This window comes from Timaviella obliquedivisa GSE-PSE-MK23-08B (assembly GCA_019358855.1).
GTDB classification, from domain to species: Bacteria; Cyanobacteriota; Cyanobacteriia; order Elainellales; family Elainellaceae; genus Timaviella; species Timaviella obliquedivisa.
Window position 1 is genome coordinate 26175 of the sequence record JAHHII010000011.1, and the last position, 18662, is coordinate 44836.

The 18662-nt window shown below is 46.8% G+C and carries 19 protein-coding genes, 1 other RNA gene, 2 pseudogenes and 1 riboswitch; of the genes and pseudogenes, 14 read left to right on the plus strand and 8 right to left on the minus strand.

What is annotated here, in order from left to right; genetic code table 11:
- Window position 1: 1 nt before the first annotated feature.
- Window positions 2–853, plus strand: coding sequence for an ABC transporter ATP-binding protein (locus tag KME11_17495; protein MBW4517008.1), 852 nt, complete (start codon window positions 2–4; stop codon window positions 851–853).
- A gap of 218 nt (window positions 854–1071) precedes the next feature.
- Here KME11_17495 and KME11_17500 read toward each other — a convergent pair whose 3' ends face one another.
- Window positions 1072–1659, minus strand: coding sequence for a hypothetical protein (locus tag KME11_17500; GenBank protein MBW4517009.1), 588 nt, complete (start codon window positions 1657–1659; stop codon window positions 1072–1074).
- Between the two features lies 1 nt (window position 1660).
- Window positions 1661–2251, minus strand: coding sequence for a phycobiliprotein lyase (locus KME11_17505; GenBank protein ID MBW4517010.1), 591 nt, complete (start codon window positions 2249–2251; stop codon window positions 1661–1663).
- A 240-nt stretch (window positions 2252–2491) separates the two neighbouring features.
- On the opposite strand from KME11_17505, the gene KME11_17510 reads away from it, so the two are divergent.
- The 4 genes and pseudogenes from KME11_17510 (at window position 2492) to KME11_17525 (ending at window position 4380) form a co-directional block, all read left to right on the plus strand.
- Complete coding sequence (locus KME11_17510; GenBank protein ID MBW4517011.1) at window positions 2492–2656, plus strand: NblA/ycf18 family protein; 165 nt, start codon at window positions 2492–2494, stop codon at window positions 2654–2656.
- Between the two features lie 193 nt (window positions 2657–2849).
- Window positions 2850–3071: pseudogene (locus tag KME11_17515) on the plus strand (bleomycin hydrolase).
- A 119-nt stretch (window positions 3072–3190) separates the two neighbouring features.
- A complete protein-coding gene (locus KME11_17520) occupies window positions 3191–3646 on the plus strand; it encodes a hypothetical protein (protein ID MBW4517012.1) in 456 nt (151 codons plus the stop codon).
- Window positions 3647–3660: 14 nt separating this feature from the next.
- A complete protein-coding gene (locus KME11_17525) occupies window positions 3661–4380 on the plus strand; it encodes a HEAT repeat domain-containing protein (protein ID MBW4517013.1) in 720 nt (239 codons plus the stop codon).
- Between the two features lie 4 nt (window positions 4381–4384).
- Here KME11_17525 and KME11_17530 read toward each other — a convergent pair whose 3' ends face one another.
- Window positions 4385–5479 carry an S-layer homology domain-containing protein gene (locus KME11_17530; GenBank protein ID MBW4517014.1) on the minus strand — a complete coding sequence of 365 codons (1095 nt, stop codon included), beginning with the start codon at window positions 5477–5479 and terminating at the stop codon, window positions 4385–4387.
- Window positions 5480–5520: 41 nt separating this feature from the next.
- A complete protein-coding gene (locus KME11_17535) occupies window positions 5521–6888 on the minus strand; it encodes an MATE family efflux transporter (GenBank protein MBW4517015.1) in 1368 nt (455 codons plus the stop codon).
- A 73-nt stretch (window positions 6889–6961) separates the two neighbouring features.
- On the opposite strand from KME11_17535, the gene KME11_17540 reads away from it, so the two are divergent.
- The 7 genes and pseudogenes from KME11_17540 to KME11_17570 all read left to right on the plus strand — a co-directional run bounded on the left by KME11_17540 (window position 6962) and on the right by KME11_17570 (window position 13992).
- The gene (locus tag KME11_17540) at window positions 6962–7741 is read left to right on the plus strand and encodes a photosystem II S4 domain protein (GenBank protein ID MBW4517016.1); all 780 of its coding nucleotides are present in this window, start codon (window positions 6962–6964) and stop codon (window positions 7739–7741) included.
- 1008 nt (window positions 7742–8749) lie between these two features.
- Window positions 8750–8899: pseudogene (locus tag KME11_17545) on the plus strand (IS1 family transposase).
- Between the two features lie 191 nt (window positions 8900–9090).
- Window positions 9091–9472: a transfer-messenger RNA gene (gene ssrA, locus KME11_17550) on the plus strand.
- Window positions 9473–9563: 91 nt separating this feature from the next.
- Window positions 9564–9959, plus strand: a complete 396-nt coding sequence (locus KME11_17555) for a DNA-binding protein (GenBank protein ID MBW4517017.1) — start codon at window positions 9564–9566, stop codon at window positions 9957–9959.
- 780 nt (window positions 9960–10739) lie between these two features.
- Window positions 10740–11867: a DUF4168 domain-containing protein gene (locus KME11_17560; GenBank protein MBW4517018.1), complete on the plus strand. Its 1128-nt coding sequence runs from the start codon at window positions 10740–10742 to the stop codon at window positions 11865–11867.
- A 161-nt stretch (window positions 11868–12028) separates the two neighbouring features.
- On the plus strand, window positions 12029–12718 hold the full coding sequence (locus KME11_17565) for a response regulator transcription factor (GenBank protein ID MBW4517019.1): 690 nt from the start codon (window positions 12029–12031) through the stop codon (window positions 12716–12718).
- A gap of 44 nt (window positions 12719–12762) precedes the next feature.
- On the plus strand, window positions 12763–13992 hold the full coding sequence (locus KME11_17570) for a HAMP domain-containing histidine kinase (protein ID MBW4517020.1): 1230 nt from the start codon (window positions 12763–12765) through the stop codon (window positions 13990–13992).
- 3 nt (window positions 13993–13995) lie between these two features.
- Here the strand turns inward: KME11_17570 and KME11_17575 are convergent, their stop codons facing one another.
- Both KME11_17575 and KME11_17580 read right to left on the minus strand, forming a co-directional pair.
- Window positions 13996–14664, minus strand: a complete 669-nt coding sequence (locus KME11_17575; GenBank protein ID MBW4517021.1) for a GAP family protein — start codon at window positions 14662–14664, stop codon at window positions 13996–13998.
- A 35-nt stretch (window positions 14665–14699) separates the two neighbouring features.
- Window positions 14700–15152 (minus strand): DUF5367 domain-containing protein, encoded by a 453-nt coding sequence (locus KME11_17580; protein MBW4517022.1) that lies wholly within the window; start codon window positions 15150–15152, stop codon window positions 14700–14702.
- Window positions 15153–15255: 103 nt separating this feature from the next.
- Here KME11_17580 and KME11_17585 point away from each other — a divergent pair, with 103 nt between their 5' ends.
- Entirely contained in the window at window positions 15256–15897 is a 642-nt protein-coding gene (locus KME11_17585) for a TetR/AcrR family transcriptional regulator (GenBank protein MBW4517023.1), read from the plus strand.
- A gap of 121 nt (window positions 15898–16018) precedes the next feature.
- Here KME11_17585 and KME11_17590 read toward each other — a convergent pair whose 3' ends face one another.
- Together KME11_17590 and KME11_17595 are read right to left on the minus strand one after the other, a co-directional pair.
- Window positions 16019–16831 (minus strand): fatty acid desaturase, encoded by an 813-nt coding sequence (locus KME11_17590; protein ID MBW4517024.1) that lies wholly within the window; start codon window positions 16829–16831, stop codon window positions 16019–16021.
- Window positions 16821–17300 (minus strand): hypothetical protein, encoded by a 480-nt coding sequence (locus KME11_17595; GenBank protein ID MBW4517025.1) that lies wholly within the window; start codon window positions 17298–17300, stop codon window positions 16821–16823. The genes KME11_17590 and KME11_17595 overlap by 11 nt, the downstream gene beginning before the upstream one ends.
- A 276-nt stretch (window positions 17301–17576) precedes the next feature.
- Window positions 17577–17755: riboswitch (cobalamin riboswitch) on the minus strand.
- 97 nt (window positions 17756–17852) lie between these two features.
- Here KME11_17595 and KME11_17600 point away from each other — a divergent pair.
- Window positions 17853–18506, plus strand: a complete 654-nt coding sequence (locus tag KME11_17600) for a hypothetical protein (GenBank protein MBW4517026.1) — start codon at window positions 17853–17855, stop codon at window positions 18504–18506.
- Window positions 18507–18662: the final 156 nt, after the last annotated feature.

The following is an 18662-nucleotide window of genomic DNA, read 5'->3' on the forward strand; positions in this document are numbered from 1 at the left end:
TATGAATATCATCACTCCTACCAGTTCTGAACCTGCCTTAACGACTCGGAAGCTCACACTCGCGTATGACCAGGCGATCGTGATCAACGATCTGGATCTAGCCATTCCATCAGGGAAAATTACCGCTTTAGTTGGCTCTAATGGTTGCGGTAAATCTACGTTGCTAAGAGGATTAGCGCGACTGCTCAAGCCTGTTAAAGGAACAGTTTATCTCGACAGCGCTTCCATCTTTAAACTATCTACCAAAGAAGTTGCAAAACGATTAGGAATGCTGCCTCAAAGCCCCGTTGCGCCCGAAGGATTGACCGTGAGAGAGTTAGTGGCACAAGGACGATATCCGCATCAAGGTTTGCTTCAGCAATGGTCGAAAGAGGATGAACGTTTCACCGAACAAGCCCTGGCAATTACGGATATGACAGAGTTGGCAGAGCGCCCCCTGGATAGTCTTTCGGGAGGTCAGCGGCAACGAGCTTGGATTGCCATGACGTTGGCGCAAAACACAGCCATTCTGTTGCTAGATGAACCGACAACTTTTTTGGATCTGGCGCATCAAATCGAGATTCTGGATTTGCTCTATGACCTGAATCAGGATGAGGGACGAACGATCGTGATGGTGTTGCATGACCTGAATCAAGCCTGTCGCTATGCCGATCAGTTGATCGCTGTGAAGGAAGGAACGATTTACGCACAAGGTAATCCAGCGGATGTGATGACTGAAACAATGGTGCGAGAGGTCTTTGGTTTAGAGAGCCGCATTGTTCAAGATCCCGTTGCCGGAACGCCGATGTGTGTGCCAATTAGCCGCAAATCGAAAGTTATACCTCAGCCAAATAAACAAAAACCAGCAAGATGACAATTACACTTTCTCAGCATAATTATCGGGCACTGTTTCAGGAAAGTATAGAGGAAAATACCTGCAGTATTGATCTATGCGATATTACCTGAAATGTCCTGAACAAAGACGATGTGCATGGGGTGAAATGCTGGCGCGATCGCTCGAAATGCTGACCCCTCGATCTGTAATTCGGCAAGTTTGATACGGCTCCCAATTATAGTTCGCAGAGAAGTACTTTAACCCGTTGCTTCTTTAAAGATGTAGTAATCTGTAACGCTCGATCGCCACTCGCTCTCTCCTCGCCAGAACGCCAGTGGGTCTGATGTCGAGCGGTAAGGGGGATAAATACGTAAACGATTTTCTGTAGCAGGAGGACTAGCAATCGCTAGTCCCAAACATAAGTGTCCTAGCGATCGGGCAAACTCCGAATGATGTCCTGGAGAACCCGCGTATGCATGGGCATATTCATGAGCAACCAATGATAGCCAATCTTGCGGCACTACCCGTCCGACATCAACCAGAAGGGTAATAGGCGTAGTGCTGAGGTTACACAATCCATCAACACCAAAACGACTTGCTAACGGAACTGCAAAGATTTGAATAGTGGGTTGATCGGTAGTGTGAACGCAATGATGACATGCTTGGAGACAGTATTGGAGCGATGCATTGACCTGATCAATGCGATCGCCGATCCAAGTACAAATAGGCGAGCGCCGATCTAGGTCAAACATCAGATCCACCATTTCTGGATCAAGTGCCAGACCACGCATCACATACAGGTAATCTAACCCGCGAGCAAAAGAATCAGAGCTATAAAGCTGCAATTTACCAACCTAAGAAGGAAAAAGATTCGCTGGGTTCAGCCGCTTCCGATGCAACCGGAGCGCCGTCGGCATCCGTAATCCGAAACTCGGTGCAGAAAGTAGCCGTGCTAAAGCCTCCAAACCGTTTTACTGTACTGGTTCGCACCCGCAAGCTAGGATCGGCAAATGAAAACCGTTCGACCGAACTCATGGTTTCGTATTCAGTGACTAGGACTAAGGCATCATCGTCATCCATGTGATACTGACCCGCAACTGGGACAACTTCAGCATAGCCTCGCTCTCGTAACAAGGTTCCTCGACGACGATCGCTTCCTTCAGGCACCAAAGCGAACACTGTCGTCCCTTCGTGGTTTTCGTCTTCCTTGTCCCAACCCATCGACCCTTGCCAAGCGACGTAAGCGCCACCGATCGCCAAGCTTGGATCAACCTCATGAATCCGACAAATTTCAATCACTTGAGGATCATTGGCACCCAAAGCTTGCACCTGAATTTCAGACTCACCCATTTCCGATCGCCTAAAAGCAAGATGATGAGTGGTTCGCTGCGATCGCCACTTACCTGTACTAACCTGGAAAAACTCCATTGCGTCCATACGCGACTCCATAACGCCAGACCATTTACTGCTTATACTATAAAGCTTCCCTAGAGCTAACGCTCTCATAGATCCCTGGCTTTTTCAAGCCAGCAGAGATTAACCACCTGCTAGCCTTTAAGGTTCATTCGGACGTGTATATAACCAACCACTTGTCAAGCAGGTGTTACTTTTGTTAACATGCCTATAGCAAGAAAGCCTGTAGCAAAAAGCGTCGCAATTCTCTGGAGAGTAAGCAAAATGGAAATTCCAGGATTAAGCATAGAGCAGCAGTTCAACCTCAAAGTTTACGAAGAGCAGGTAAAATTGTTGAGCACAGAGCAAGCGCAGACCTTTTTGCTAGAAGTCATGCGTCAACTCATGGTGAAAGAGAATGTGATCAAGCAGTTATTGAAGCAGTCCTAAAAGAATCAAGAAGATTCTTAAAAGCTGAGCATAATCCCCTAGTCAGAACTGCGCTGACTAGGGGCTGTTTTTTATGGTAAGGATTATTGCTTAGTTTCTCATAACCGAGACTGGATAGACCTTCTCTTTCTAGATTCAATAGTGTCTTGTCAACCAAACAAGGAAGTATCTTTTAACAACGAAGGAGAGCGAAATGCTTGACGCTTTTTCTAGATCTGTAGTCTCGGCAGATGCCAGCACTTCTGCTTGAAGCAGTGCTGATATTAATACCCTTAAGGGTTTTGTTGCTGAAGGTAATCGTCGCTTGGACGCAGTAAATGCGATCGCCAGCAACGCTAGCTGCATGGTTTCCGATGCAGTTGCCGGAATGATTTGCGAAACCCAAGGCTTGATTCAAACTGGCGGTAGTTGTTTTGCTCAGTGGAGTTGAACGATGACCCAGAGTCCCCTTGTTTTATGGAAGGATTATTTAGTTAAGCTTACAACTGGCTAGAGCAGGTATGATCAACCCAGTTTCTTTTCTCAAAGTCAGTCATGACAACTTCTAACGAACAAATTCAAGCTACTCTAAGCGAGCATTCTAAAGCGATCGCTCGCCATGAAAACCGATTTATAGTTCATGAGTCAGCAATAGCTCACCAAGACGCTATAGGTATTGAAATCCGTCAGAATCTCGCTCGGGCATCCCAAATTCTGGATCAAGTAGCTGCTGGACAAGCTGAAACCCAGCGGCAGATTGCTCTCACGCAAGAGCAGATTACCCTCATGGGAGAGCAGATTGCTCTCACGCAAGAGCAGAGTGCCCGCAATCAAGAGCAGATTACCCTCATGGGAGAGCAGAGCGCTCGTGCTCAAGATCTGAGTGCTCGTACACAAGAAAAGATTAACGTCAACCAAGAGCAGATTGCCATTCTCGCGGCTAGCATTACGGAACTGCGGAACACAGTTTCAGACATGGTTCGGAATCAAGGCGGTACACCTAGCTCATAGCCCAGCGAGCAATTATGGATAAACGATTTCTCAATCTATTTAACTTAACTGAAGAACAGGCGATCGCTCTTTTAGACACGCCTTATGACCAAGTTAGTGAAGATGACTCACGCTACATTGCCACTTCCCATTTAATTAATTTCTCGTCTGAAAACTCGATTCAAGCCTTAATACGTGCTGTTCAACAGACCGATCCAGCCCTAGAAAACCGCATTGTGCGGCGTAAATCGGTTGAAACCTTAGGCAGGCTAGAGGCAAAGCAGGCTTTACCCGTAATTCGGACGTGTTTGACAGACGATGACTGTTACACCGTAGAAAATGCTGTCTGGTCAATTGGAGAAATTGGCACCCAGGATGCCGAAATCTTAGAGGAAGTTGCTCAACTTTTAGAAACTTTTCCTGAAGCCGGAATGCAAGGGCTAAAAATAGCGCTCAATGATGCCAATCCAGTCGTGCATATTGCAGCAACCATGGCGCTCGGCGAAATTGGGGTTCCCTCTTTAGATATTTTAATTGAAGCCTTAGAAACCACTGATAACGTAGGATTGGCAGTTTCACTTGTCAATGCGCTGGCTTCGGTGGGAGACAGCCGTGGGGCTGAGGTATTGACGGCGTTGGTGAATGATGAGTCGGCTGATGCATCCGTGCAGGAGTCGGCAACCAGTGCCTTGTCGCGTTTGGAAATGGTAAGCCAGTACCGACGAAAGCCTCAGTCACAAAACAGGAGGGTATGAGGCGTTAGGGTCCAATTGGATCTGGCTGCAAGCTGGGTTGTGAACTTGGCTGCGAACTTGGCTGCGAACTTGGTTGATTAGATTGCAATGCATCTTTTGCTGACAAACCATCTCCTTGGGCGCCAAAAAACCATAGCACCGCTGCCGCTTCTGCCTGACTCACTGTTTTCTTAGGATTAAATAGCGTCGTGTAGCCAAACGCACGGCGAATGTTAGACAAATCGCCGTTTTGATAATCTGCTAACACCGCCCGGAGAACTTTTGGATCAATTTTGGCAGTATCTTGAAAGCCCCAGCTTTCTTTGACGGTTTCGAGAGTTGCATTGGGAAGCGATCGCTGAGTATCTACCGGAACCTTCCAAAAAATTAAATCTTCGCGGGTTAGCGGTGAGTTAGGACGAAAGTTTACTGCACTACTTTCACCCGAAAGCGCACTCGGAATTAACCCAGCGTTTGCCAAGCCTTGAATCGCTCCAAAATCAGGATCTTTAGAGGGAACATCCTTAAAGGCAGGCTGATCGGTCGATGCGCCCAGACGGATTTTCCGAGCGGGCACGTTGGCATAAATCAAGTTGTTGGCTGCAACTAGCCAGCGGGCATACTCGCGGCGTGTGATTGCGTCGCTAGGTTCAAACCCGTTAGAACTAGTGACTTGCAACGCGCCCAGATTGGTTAAGTCGGTAATGTAAGACTGAAATTCGGTTGGGACTTGGCTGGGGTTAGTCGGTTGGGATGGCGTGGTCGATGGGTTTCCTGAAGGACTTGCAGAACCGTTTGAGGACAGGTTTGCAGGAGGAATTGGTCCAATAAAGTTAGGGTCGCCTGGTTGGGGAACCGGGTTTGCTAGGGAATCATCATTTGTAAAAAGTCTAGGCAGTGCTCCGCTAGTGGAGGGCAACTTTGTTACGGCGCTGGGCGAGGGGCTAGACGTTGCGGACGGTAAACCGATCGCCACCGGATTATCTTTAAGCCGAGGATCGGGTGCAAGCGATCGCCCTACCCTATCTGCCCAAGGAGTGTTTGCACAGGCAGGCAGTAACAGAGCAATGGCAGCGAGGAGAAAAAACTTAGATGGCACGATAAAAGTAGGAATAAACATCACAGACAGAACCTTACATCCGCTCTTCCTTGATTCTAACCCTACCGTATCTGCTCCAATATGCGTAACTGAATCGTACTAAATCGCCAAGTTAGCACTCCCGCAGCAACCGCCAAACCCATCGCCAGTCCCCACCATAGCCCTACTGCCCCCCATCCCAACACCATGCCAAATCCGTAGCCGCTGACTAAACCAATGCCCCAGTAAGCAAATATTCCAATCACCATAGGAATGCGAGTGTCTTTCAATCCCCGCAGCGCGCCAACCGCAATCACCTGGATGCCATCAAAAATTTGGAACATGGCGGCTACGCCCAAAAGCACTTGAGCGAGCTCGACTACGATCGCATTTGCTGGATCTTGAACATCTAAAAATAGTGCCACAATCGGGCGAGGCATTGTCCAAAATAAGATGGCGGTACTACCCATAAAAGCCGCACCCAGAGCGATGCCCACATATCCGGCAAACCGAGCGCCTCGGAGATTATTTTGCCCCACCAATTGCCCAACCCGGACAGTTGTAGCAAACGCAATGCCTAAGGGAATCCGAAAGGTTACGCCTGCGGTTTCTAGGGCAATTTGATGGGCAGCTAAGGGCGCAACGCCAATTTGTCCAATTAGAAACGTGGTGACGGTAAACAATCCCGTTTCGACGAAGGCAATAATACCAATGGGCAAGCCAATGTGAAGTAGTTCTTGAATCATGCCGCGATCGAACTTTGGAAAACCTTGAAAGATGCCGTAAATTCTAAACTGTCGTTGGCTGCGAATATAAAGAGCGATCGCCAAAAACATGCTCCACAAAACGATCGTACTCGACCACCCAATTCCTTCCAAACCCAACGCGGGCAATCCCAATTTGCCATACATCAGCACATCATTGCCCACGATATTCAGGGGCACGCTGCAAAGCGTAATAATAATGACCGAGCGAGGCTTGGAAATCGCTGAAGCGAAGTCTTTTAGAACAGCAAACCCTAAGCCCGGTAAATAGCCCCAAACGATTGCCCGTAAATAAAGTTCGGTCTGCTCCAAAAGCTCTTGCGGCTGCCCCAACGAACTTAACAGCGATCGCATATGCCAAATCAACGCCATGATTGGCAAAGCAACCAAAATCGCCAGCAAAAATCCTTGACGAATCACCTGCCCCACTTTTTGCGGCTGTCCAGCCCCATGCGCCTCAGCCGCGATCGGACTTACTGCTGCCACAATGCCCGAACCAATAATCAGCAAAGCCCCAAAGCTAATTGCACCCAACCCCCCAGCCGCCAATGTTTGGCTGCCCAATTGACCCATCATGGCAGTATCGACAAAAGCGATCGCTGCCTGCGCCATCTGTGCCCCGGCTAGGGGAAGCGCTAAAAACAGAGAAGCGCGAACTTCAGAAATGATTTGAGATCGAATTGACACAACTATTCTTCGCCCTGCTAACGCACAACCCCAAAGTCTCGATAAAATTGAAAAGCATTACACAAACTTATCTATGCTGCCACGCGAAGAACTCCTTAAGGGTGTTGAAAATCGAGAAGCGGTCGTCCGGATCGTCGACCAAGCTGAGCAAGCCCTTAAGACTTGGGACGTTATTGCTTCTGATTTTTTGTCACCTCCAGAATTAGCCGAAGTTCAACAAGTCTTTGCACGACTCACCGAAGTTGAGCTACTGCCCTGGGGTGGATACCCTCAAGCCGAACGCCAGCGAGTGGCGATCGCCCGTTCTGATATTCCCCTAGATACATCCCAAGTGGCAGTCGCAGCCCTCGATATTGCCGGAAACTTTCTCTTCGATCAGGCAACCCACCGAGATTTTTTAGGAGCGCTGTTGGGCACAGGCATTGTGCGTGAAAAAGTCGGCGATGTTATAGTCTTAGGCGAACGCGGGGCACAGGCGATCGTCGTCCCCGAAATGGTGGAATTTTTAGAGCAAAGTCTAACTCAGGTGCGATCGGTGCCCGTAAAAACGCGCCGAATCGATTGGAGTGAGCTAAAGCTGCGTGAACCTAAGAAAAAAGAATTAACGACCACCGAAGCCTCAATGCGTTTAGATGCTGTCGCTTCTGCGGGCTTCGGCATGTCGCGTAGCAAAATGGCAGATCTCATTAACAGCGGCGATGTCCGGGTCAATTGGAAAGATATCACGCAGTCGAGCCATCAGCTTAAGTCTGGCGATTTGGTAGCCATTCGAGGCAAAGGTCGGCTAGAAATTGGGGAAGTGGCAGTAACTAGAAAAGAACGCTACCGAGTGCAATTAACTCGGTTCGTTTAAGATAAGCGGCTCTTAACGAGTGAGAGCAGCGCCCTACAATTTTTTGATTCTGCACGGTTGACGATCGCCTAGCTTGCCAGAATGCCAGGAATGGGTAGTTTATGCTTGGTCGAAAATCCTCGTTTGCAGGGATTACGGAAATGGGCTGTAAAAGATTTCAGGAAATACCTGATTTTTTACTTTGAACGGGATGATGCTACTGAAGTTCTGCGAATTCTATAGGCAACGCGAGATATCAATAGTATTTTGGACGGTGAGGTATAGGGCGATCGCCTTGTAGATTGAATTTTGGAGAAGCGATCGCCGTTTGACTCGCTTTACTTTTATAGGGGCGATCGACTTTTTAGAAGAACGCTATGCTAAGTTAACAGTGATAGTGGCAAGGTTGCACAATAGACATTAACACGCAACTGAATAAGAGTACTGCGGCTAAGTTGGCTCATCTTCAGCAAATGACGAATCAAAACCTAGAGGATGCCTGAGAAGTATTAAGGATTCTTGCACTTGCCCCCCAACCCCCCATTCTGGGGGACTTCCGCACCAGTCCTCCTTCAAAGTCCCCCAGAATGGGGGATTTAGGGGGCGGCGTCGGATAGCAATTTAGACTTCTCAGACATCCTCTTAGAAGAAATCCTCCAGCAGGCGATCGACGTGTATTATCAGCAGTTTCAAACACAGTCGAAAACTCCTATAGAAATTTTGCAAGATAACAAATTTGTTGGGTGTATTCAGGCTGAGTCAGATTTATCAGCGAACTATAAACCGCTCGTTCAAAGATTGGTGCAGGAACGGAATGTATATCGATGGAACGATCGCAATTCGTTTGAGAATCAGCACCGAAGCGATCGCTTTGTCCTAACCGCTCTTCTTTCATTAGGAAAGTGCGATCGCTTCGGTGCTGCCTATAATTTTTGGGAACCTTTTGGAATTACCCGGTTCTATACCGATGCTGGGGGAGCATATCAGCGTCATCTCCATCCCGCTTTCCAGACAATAAGCAAAACGCATACTCAAACCATTGAGCGTAAGCATCTCACCTTGCGGAGACGGATTAAACGTTTAGCCCGTAAAACGATTTGTTTTTCCAAGTCCCAGTGGCTGCATGATGCGGTCATTGGACTAGTCATCAATCGTTACAAATTTGGTTTAGATATCTAATCACCTATCCACAGGTCTAGAACACTACCGAATGCCTGACTACCCTCTATGAGCTCATACTGAGATCCCGCAAGCAATTTTTCGAGGTGCCCTTAATTCTTCAAAAATGGCGATCGCCAATCCACCCCCAAGTTTCTAATAACCTTAGCCCCACCTGCTCAAAATGCAGTTATAATGAGTAAACAAAACACGGGGCTGTCACGGTTTCGACGTTTTGGCGAACGTTATTTCGCGATGCAGGTCGAGAGCGGGCTAACTCTCGAAAATCAATGGCTCAAAACACGTACATGCGAACAACATAGTACCCTTTGCTCGTAAAGCAGCTGCGGTTGCCTAAAAACCTCTTATAGGTTCGAGCGTCTACGATCCGACTCCGTTAAGACTGTAGACCAACCCCAACGGATGCTCAAGTTTGGTTCCTTTAGTTGCAAACTTGCTAAGACTCAACTAGAGAATCCCACGTCTGGGACAATAGACGGTTCCCGCCTTGAGGATTAGATAGGCTAAACCTGTGAATGATCGGAGTATTAATACCCAGGGCGGACACGGGTTCGACTCCCGTCAGCTCCATTAATTTAAAGCAAGGTGCGTTAGTAACGCACCTTATTTTTTGACTATTTCTTCCTTTTTGTTGATCTTACAAAATCATTGCTCTAGAAAAGCCATGGAAACTGTTGCTCTCCGCTTCACCCCCCAACAAGACCTCAAGGTGGAATTAGAGGCGTTTGTAGAAAAGCATAGTGTGGAAGCCGCTTGCATTGTGACCTGTGTGGGCAGCCTTACTCAAGCCACTCTGCGGCTGGCAAATCAACCAGAGGGCAAGGTATACGAGAACAGGTTCGAGATTGTTTCGCTAGTAGGAACTTTATCTCGGCATGGCTGCCACTGCCATATGGCGATCGCCGATTCCACTGGATATACGATCGGGGGTCATCTTCTCAAAGGCTGCCTTATCTTCACTACTGCCGAACTCATTATTGGCATTTTGCCCCACCTCAAATTCATCCGCGAGTTGGATAGGGCAACCGGATACCCAGAGTTGAAGATTGAGAAACTTTAGGTCTTTAACTCTTTAATAATATTCACTGTCCCCCAGTACTTTGCTCATGAAAAAGGTGAGCATAGGGTCAATGATATTTTGCTGAAATCCTACTTTTATGCAGAGTAAAGCTTTTATGCGGAGTAAAGTTTGCTTGTTAAGAGAGCGATCGCATTGATGAACTGTCAAAGCGCATCAGTCACAAGAGGTAATTTTTCTTAGTTGATAAAAGTTGATCCACAGAGATAATAGTGAACTAGGAGAGTAACAAAAATTTTCTAACCGTTTAACAGCCAGGATTACAGCTTTACTTAAAGTCTACCTTCACAAAATCTTCACATCTTACCTTTAGTGTAGTTCGAGTTGGCGATTAACCGTAGCTATCTATACTTCGCCTATCTTCAATGGAGGTTCAGTGATGCTTACCAGGTCAAGCTCTGCTCATTAGGCTTACGGCATCAGGAAATCTTTTGGATACAACATTTCCAGATCGCGAAAGTCAAGTTCATCGAAATTTGCTCTTTTGACAACAGACCTTTTAGTCTATCGGCAGCATTTCGCTAGATGCTGTGTGCCTACTGTAAACTACCTGTCTAATCGTCATTCATCTGTAGACTACCGATCGAGATTACCGTCAATTCTTCGTCGATTGTGCAGTAGCTTGCTGCTTCACTGAACCACTCACTCGAACAAAGTCTTACCAGTTTACGAGAGCTTTTTAGGGATTTCATCTCTCTAGAAAATTCAGGTCTATTGGTTTACACAAGACACGAAATTAAACCCAACATTAGGAGTTTCAATATGGTCATGCGCGATCGCTCGAATCTACTCAAAAATATTTTAGTCATGGGCGCTGCGGGTGCCAGCTTTTTAGTTAGCCTCCCAGTCCTATCACAAACTTCTGGCGAATCTACTACTTCTGAAGAAATTGTGATGTCAGCAGAGGGAATGAAAATTTTGTGCGAAGTTACCCCTCTTAATTCGCGTTGCCCAGGTGGAGAGCAACTTGATGCAGTACCATCCATTTCAGAGCCTCGAGAAGCAGCAACTCCTCCATCTTCATTAGAACCCCAGACGATAGAACCTCAAACAACTCCTAGCACCTCTCCCGAGTTTTCAACACCTGGTGAGACAACTCCACCCAGCATTGAGCCTTCCGCCCCAGAGCCTAGCGACAGCATGAGTCCTAGTGACAAGCCTTCAGGCAGTATGGAATATCCAGGCACCACTCCAGGCTCAGCCTCGCCTACTCCTCCAACCCCAAAGCCCCAAAGCTTAACAGCACCTGACACAAACCCGGTTGAAACGACTGCCCCTAGCATGTCTCCTGGTTATCCCTCTAGCAAAGTTGACACAGCGACCAAGGGAGAGGCAGACGGACTCAGAACCGAGGCTCCTGCATCTGCTCAAACTCCTGTGGCACCGAGCGCAACTCCTCCTTCCAATCCTTCCAGTACCCCTAGCCTCTCGCCTACCTCGCCTCAGGCTCCTAGCATTACTCCCGCTTCGCCCCAGAACCCTGGTGCAGCGCCTACAACAGAAACGCCGGCAACGGCTGTCAGTACGGCGGAATTGCAAAAGTTTGCTCAAGTCATTCCGCAGTTGCAAGAGATACAGAAGTCGGCGCAACAGCAAGTTAGCGAAGCCATTGAAGAAGCGGGACTGTCAGAGGATCGGTTTAGAGAACTGTACAACGTCCAGCAATCTCCTACTGCAACTCAGACCAGCACCCCCGCAACTCCTCAAGAGCAACAGGCAGTTCAGCAGGTTGTTTCACAACTTGAGGATATCAAGAGCGAAACTCAAACTCGCAGAGTGCAAGCAGTCGAGTCTCAAGGCTTAGAACTAAATCGGTTCAATGAAATCTTGACTGCCGTGCGTCAAGACTCCGATTTGCAGCAACAGTTGCAGCAGATACTGAGCAACTAGGGTCTTAAGGTTCTAGGGTAGTTTTATTCAGGGGAGAGTAATTTCTGGCAGATGTGTCAAAAAGATCTCTCCCCTAATTGATTATTTTTACGTAAATTAAATACTCTTTCCAGTATCGTAGGATGAGCATCTGCCGTGGCTCATTGTGAAGGAGTAAAGCCATGAAAATTCTACTCGTTGAAGATGATGAACGCATTGCAGACGCGCTGGCAGAAGACCTAACTGATCAGAATTATGTGATTGATGTGGCATACGCAGGAAGTAGCGCTTGGGAACTGGTAGAAGCTTACACCTACGACCTGATTTTGCTAGATGTGATGCTGCCAGATATTGATGGCGTTAGCCTTTGCCGTAAGATTCGATCGCACAATTGCACCATCCCAATTTTAATGCTGACTGCTAGGGATACCGTGGGCGATCGCGTCTTAGGGCTAGATGCCGGAGCGGATGATTACTTGATCAAACCTTTTGATTTAACCGAGTTACTAGCGCGGATTCGTTCATTGCTGCGGCGTAGCGGTGGAGCAGCATTACCCACTATTTATGAGTTAGGTGAATTACGACTTGACCCTAGCAGTTGCGAAGTCTCCTATGGTAAAAAATTCCTAGCCTTAACGCCTAAAGAATATGGGCTGTTGGAATTATTTCTCCGCAACGGACGACGAGTTTTTAGCAGTAGTCAAATCTTAGAGCGGTTGTGGTCACTAGAAGAGCCACCAACCGAAGAAACAGTACGAACTCACATCAAAGGCTTGCGGCACAAGCTCAAAGCAGCAGGTGCGCCGACTGATTTGATTGAAACGGTGCATGGTCTGGGCTATCGGTTGAAGGGGCTGGGGGTTGAAGCTTGATTCGAGACTTTGGTTGGCGGCTCCTGTTGGCTTATTTAACGGTTATGGCGGTTATTTTTGGAGCATCAGCGGCAGCAGTTTATCTCTTTTTTGTCCATAGCCTTTACCAACAGGTCGATAATCGGTTGTTAACGCTAGCACAGTCGGCGGCTCCTAGTCTGACAACCGTTAAGTTAGAGGGCGGCGAGCATTTGGACAATCGAGCAGAAATTCCTTGGCAGGATTTATTTCGGCGGAATCGTCAGAGTTTGAGTTGGTTCAATGAACAAGGCAAGGAGCTTGCTAAACAAGGATCAATTCAGGTTAATTTGCCGCTGCGAGTTGGAATTTTAACGTTACCACGCGATCGCATTCGCACGTTCACAATTCCGGTCTACTCCCGTCAATTAGAGCAGCCCGATTTAAAGTTAGAAGGCTATATTCGTGCCAGTGAATCAATGTCTGAAATTGAGGATGTCATCAATTGGTTGCGCTGGGGTTTTGGCGTGGGCGGCGCAGTTGCACTAGCGTTAACCGGAGTGGGTGGCGTTTGGTTAGTTAACGAGTCACTAAAGCCGACCCGCCAAAGCTTTGAGCAGTTAAAACAGTTTACTGCCGATGCTTCCCATGAGTTACGCAGCCCCCTAACTGCTATTAAAACTTCAATTGATGTAATTTTGAAGCATCCTGAACGCATTCATCCTAAAGATGCTAGAAAGTTATCGGCGATCGCCAGTGCTACAAATCAAATGATTCGGTTAGTGGAAGATCTATTGTTACTAGCGCGATCGACTGCCGTTAATCCGGCATTGTCATCAGTTGAGCTAAAGCCTATCTTACTCGATAAAGTTTTGCACGATTTAATTGCCCTATTGGAGCCTCAAGCCCACTCTCGTAAAATTGCGCTCAAATCAAGTTTGGCTGCTGGACTAACAGTTTTAGGCGATACATCAAAGCTAAATCGGCTGTTTTCTAACCTGTTAGAAAATGCTTTGCAGTACACTCCCCAGGGCGGTACAGTCGCGTTAACTTTGGGACGGGTCAATCGATTTGTAGTTGTCAACATTGAAGATACCGGAATCGGAATTGCGCCGGAGCGTTTGAAGCTAGTGTTTCAACGATTTTGGCGGGCAGACCGGGCACGGTCTTACCGTTTGGGTGGACAAGGGCTAGGACTATCGATCGCCCAGGCGATCGCTCAGCAGCATGACGGCGAGATTACAGTCAGCAGCAAAGAAGGTGTAGGGAGTTGTTTTCGGGTGCGCTTACCTTTAGTGCTGCCTTTAGTGGAGTAGCCCCTACAGGAATGAACGACCGACTATGAATGCAATACAGTCAGCTAAGAGAACAATCCCCACGACTAGCAGCAATACCCGCAGAATTTTAGGAGACCACTTTGTAATAACTTGATTAACCCGCTTCAAAAGTTCAGTACTCCTACTTTGGAATGCAATGTAAATGCCAACCAGACCAATTAGCGGCATCACAAAAACTAAGTTATAAATGACTAGAAATCCTGCAAGATCTAACAAGCTGAGCTTGGCATGAGCAACTCGATCGATCGCAGCCAGATAAGGAAATGCCGTAGGAGCTTCTAAAAATGTGACGCTCATGCCCAGCAAAAAAGTATAAATCGGCTGGAGTGAACGAGGCTTGTTTGAAACTGACTGATTAAAGTCAGAGGATGAATTCAGGGTACAACCTAGATAAAGAAATGTGATACCGAGAGTGAATTGAATAGCATACCCCCACTCACCATAATTCATGAACACCGAATTAATTAATTTGGAAAGCCCCAATGTTGCTAACAAACCCACTGCCCAGTACGTTAAAAAGATGCCAGCAATGAAGGCGATCGATCGAGCCACAGGTTTAGGAGTTGTTAACAAATAAATCTGAAAGGCGGTTGCGGTTGGATTGAAACTATCGATCGCGGCGATCGCGACAAGGTAACTTAAAAGCGTCATTCTAAGAACTCCTCATGCTGGCATCTCATGTACTGCTATAAAGACTGTGGTTTACTGTTGCGGCTAGTCACTAAGCCTGTCACCAGCACGATCGCGTATCCCCACAGGAGCCATGCGCCAAAAGCACCATTGGCAGTCGACAGAATGTTTGGAAAAGCCTGCCTAAACAAATAAGTCGTTACAACATCCAGCAGCATTCCTGGAATTGCCAAATACATAGCAGCCTCTGGGCGTTGATGTGGTGGCACCTTCTGCCATTGAAAAATGACATAAACTAACAGTGGCAGACACGTCAGAGAGAACAAGAAACTACTGATCATGCTCAGATTACTAGCGGGAACAAAAAGGGTATGTCCCCATAGCCGCAATACCACTGTTGCTATCAACCAAATGAGAAAACTCATACCGAAAAAGAACCTGTAGGAGATTCGCTTGTCAAAAAGTTGTCCGTCCGACTTGGCTTCGAGAAGTTGAGAATTCTGTTGCATGGTCGCTTCTCTCATAAGAGTAAAGTAAACTAGAAACGCGAGAATTTTCTCACATTTTCAAGATATGAGGCTTTCCTCGCGTTTGTCAACCTAAATCTGAGCAATGGCTAAACTATCTGATCAAGATCCTCAAGAACCTCGCTGGCGGCTCCCGCAGCAAGCACGAAGCCGAAAGCGGTTTGAGCAAATTTTGGATGCGGCGGCAGAGCTATTTGCTGAAGCTGGATATGACGCTGTGACCGCCGACGATATTGCAGCACGGGCAGATACCTCTGTGGGGGGGCTGTACCGCTTCTTCCCGGATAAATTGGCAATCTTTCATGCTTTAGCCGATCGCTATTTCAACCAATTGCGGGAACTATTTGCAGATCTACATACGAGCGATACCACTTCGCTGCCGCTTGATGATTACATTAATCACTTAATTGATGCCTTTGATCAATTCGTTGCAGCAAACCCTGGATACCGATCTGTCTTTGCTCAGTCTCGTCTTATTTCTAAAGAAATTCTGACGATGGATACTGCTTTTAACCAAGAAATTGTACGGCAGCTAGCAGACTCTTTTGAATTCCGTAATCCTTTACTTGAAGCACGTCAACGAAACTTAATTGCAACAGTGAGTGTTGAAGCCGCAAGTGGACTTGAAATATTTTCGCTGACTGGCGATCGCCACTTTCGTCAACAAGTTTTAGGAGAAACGAAGAAATTGCTGATCATGTATTTAAGACAGTATTTTCCAGACTAAGTACCCTGCTAAATTGCATTAAATGAATTGCATCAAACGAATAATGTTAATAGGATATAGAAAAGGGAAGCAAAAACTGCTCCCCTCTCTTTAAATCGATTAGTTCATTCCTTGACAACGTTTAAGGGGATGCCTCTTTAACATGAGAAACAATTCCCAACTTCTCCAAGCCCCGAATGGTTAGCCAAGTTACATCAATCTCCCACCACTGCAACCCATGCCGAGCAGAATGTTGAAAGGCATGATGGTTATTGTGCCAACCTTCACCGTAAGTTACTAAAGCAACCCACCAGCAATTCGTGGAGCGATCGCCCGTCTCATACGTGCGATATCCCCATTGATGACAAGCACTGTTCACAAAACAAGTGCAGTGGAATCCAAAAAACAATCTGACGAAAGTTCCCCATACGACGAAAGACCAGCCCCCTATCAGGTACAGCCCAACGCCTAACGCAACTTGAAGGAAGATATAGTATTTATGGCAAAACTGATAAAACGGATCAGCGGAAACATCTTGCGTATACTTCGCTAACTCCGTTCGCATCGGCACATCATGCATCAGCCAACTAATGTGGCTCCACCAAAGTCCCTGAGTCGAGTTATGCGGATCTTGCACTTGATCAGAATAACGATGATGCATCCGATGAAACCCAACCCAACCCAGTACACCTCCTTGTCCGGCTAATGAGCCACATAAAATTAAGAAATACTCCAGCCATTTTGGAGCACGAAAGCTACGGTGACTGACCAGCCTATGAAACCCTAACGTAATTCCTAAACCCAACGTAACCCAATGTAAAAAAACTGCTACTCCGACAGCAGCCCAGCTAAAGGTACCTGGTAAAAAAGCGAGCAGTACACCCAAGTGAAGCACAACGGTAGCGGTAATAACGTTCCAGCGAGGGCGCGGTAAATCAAGTATTTCAAGGGTCATTAAGAGAGTTCGGTGATTCCGATAGTAAAGAACAAGGGAAGAATTCTTCCCAGCGATCGCGCACTTGCCGATAACATTCAAGCGGAGACAGATTGGAATTGCGAAACCAGTTCACTTCAACCTGTCGATCTGCATAAATCAACAGCATAACGTCTCGATAGGGATCATAACGTTCAATTGACCGAACCAGAGAAGGGATAGTGCCACTATCGACCCCAAATTCTAGCAAGCCCGACTCAACCGCATACTGAGGAATAAATTGAGTCTTGAATTTCCAAAGATGAAGGTAAGAGACTGGCACAGGAGGCGGTTCAACTTGACACACCACCAAGCCTGTTCCCACACTCTCAAACCCAGACCAGGCATAGTAACCAATCACCGCAGCATTACTGCGAATGAAAGCGTTTTGCCAGCACTCATTCTCTTGCCGACGATCGCCCCGAGCGCGATCGCCAAATCGATGAACCATAATTAACTTCCATAATGAGTTGGAGAGATGGATAAAGTAGATGCGCATCCAAATCGTTTCAGAGAAGCATCTCTTCTGACTTCTCCAAGAGATGGGTCAGCGAACGATTACAGGGAGTCTCTAGCAAAAATGCCTAGAATCCACATTTAAAAACATTAGGTCAAATCAAGAAGTCCTCAGCGCGTCTTGATCGGCGACGACCCAATGACCAACGCGATCGCCGTCTTGCTTTATGGGGTTGCAAAATTTCAGTCTTCATCCGTGCCTCGCAGATGGGTAAGAGGTACATGGATCGGCGGGCATTCTGACTTAGAGAGGCTGACTGGCGCGCTGCTTTGCAGATACCGCAAGGGTCGCCCTCTTCACAGTTGCGGGACAGCGCTGGATTTTCACCAAACTTTCCCCATTACTTCCAATAGATGCTCACCATTGGAACCGATACTCGTACACATAATACGATATGATCGCCCCAACATCACAGCGAAACCAATTCTCGTGACCTTAAGTTTGATTTTTATAGATAGTTTTAGATAACTTTACAAGTTAAACTCTATGAGAAAAATAATTGCTTGCTTTAGCTTAGCCTTAATTCCCTTAATTCTACTTTTATACTTGTCGTCGCCTGTGAATGCTCAATCGTCCTCTGATCTCAGCCCACAATATAGCTTTCTGTTCTGTCGAGCAGACGACAGTGTTATGGAGGCAACGTTCAAGGTTTCTCCAGACGGTATAGACATTCTTGGGTTTCAATATCTTGCTAATCGTCAGCCGTTTGGTTTTAGAGGAACGTTCAACAGTTTTGTTGAGCAGCAGGATTATTTCTCTTTACCTGTAGAGATTAAATCAGACGCCAATCCAGATAATACCCCAGTAACCTTCGTTCCAAGAAGTGGTCCCTCAAATTACATTCAGGATCTACGGATTTATCAGCAGTCTAAGGGTCCTGAAAAGTTTGTTATTGCTGAGATAGATACAGACGGTAATGAACAAAGCTTCCGTGAATTTACGAACTGTGGAGTCAGAAATCTAGCGCTCATCAAGCGATCGATTTCTGAACGTTCTCTTGATGCCTATGACTGCCAGTGTGTACAGACTAGCGGCAATCGAATGGCGCTATCAGTTCCGTTTACCAGCTTAATTGATCAAACAAAGAAATCGTGCAAGTACAGTCGAAGTGGTGGAGAATTAACCTGTAGAAAGCTATAAATAAAGTTCTTGTTTGTACATTCCCATCGCTTAACTAAATACTATTACATCACTTAGCTCTGCTTCGATATCCGTTAAACGCTGAACATTGAAAAAGGTTGAGAGCCTGTCTGCAATCTACACATCGCCGGAAACAACTCCAATGAACGATGGATA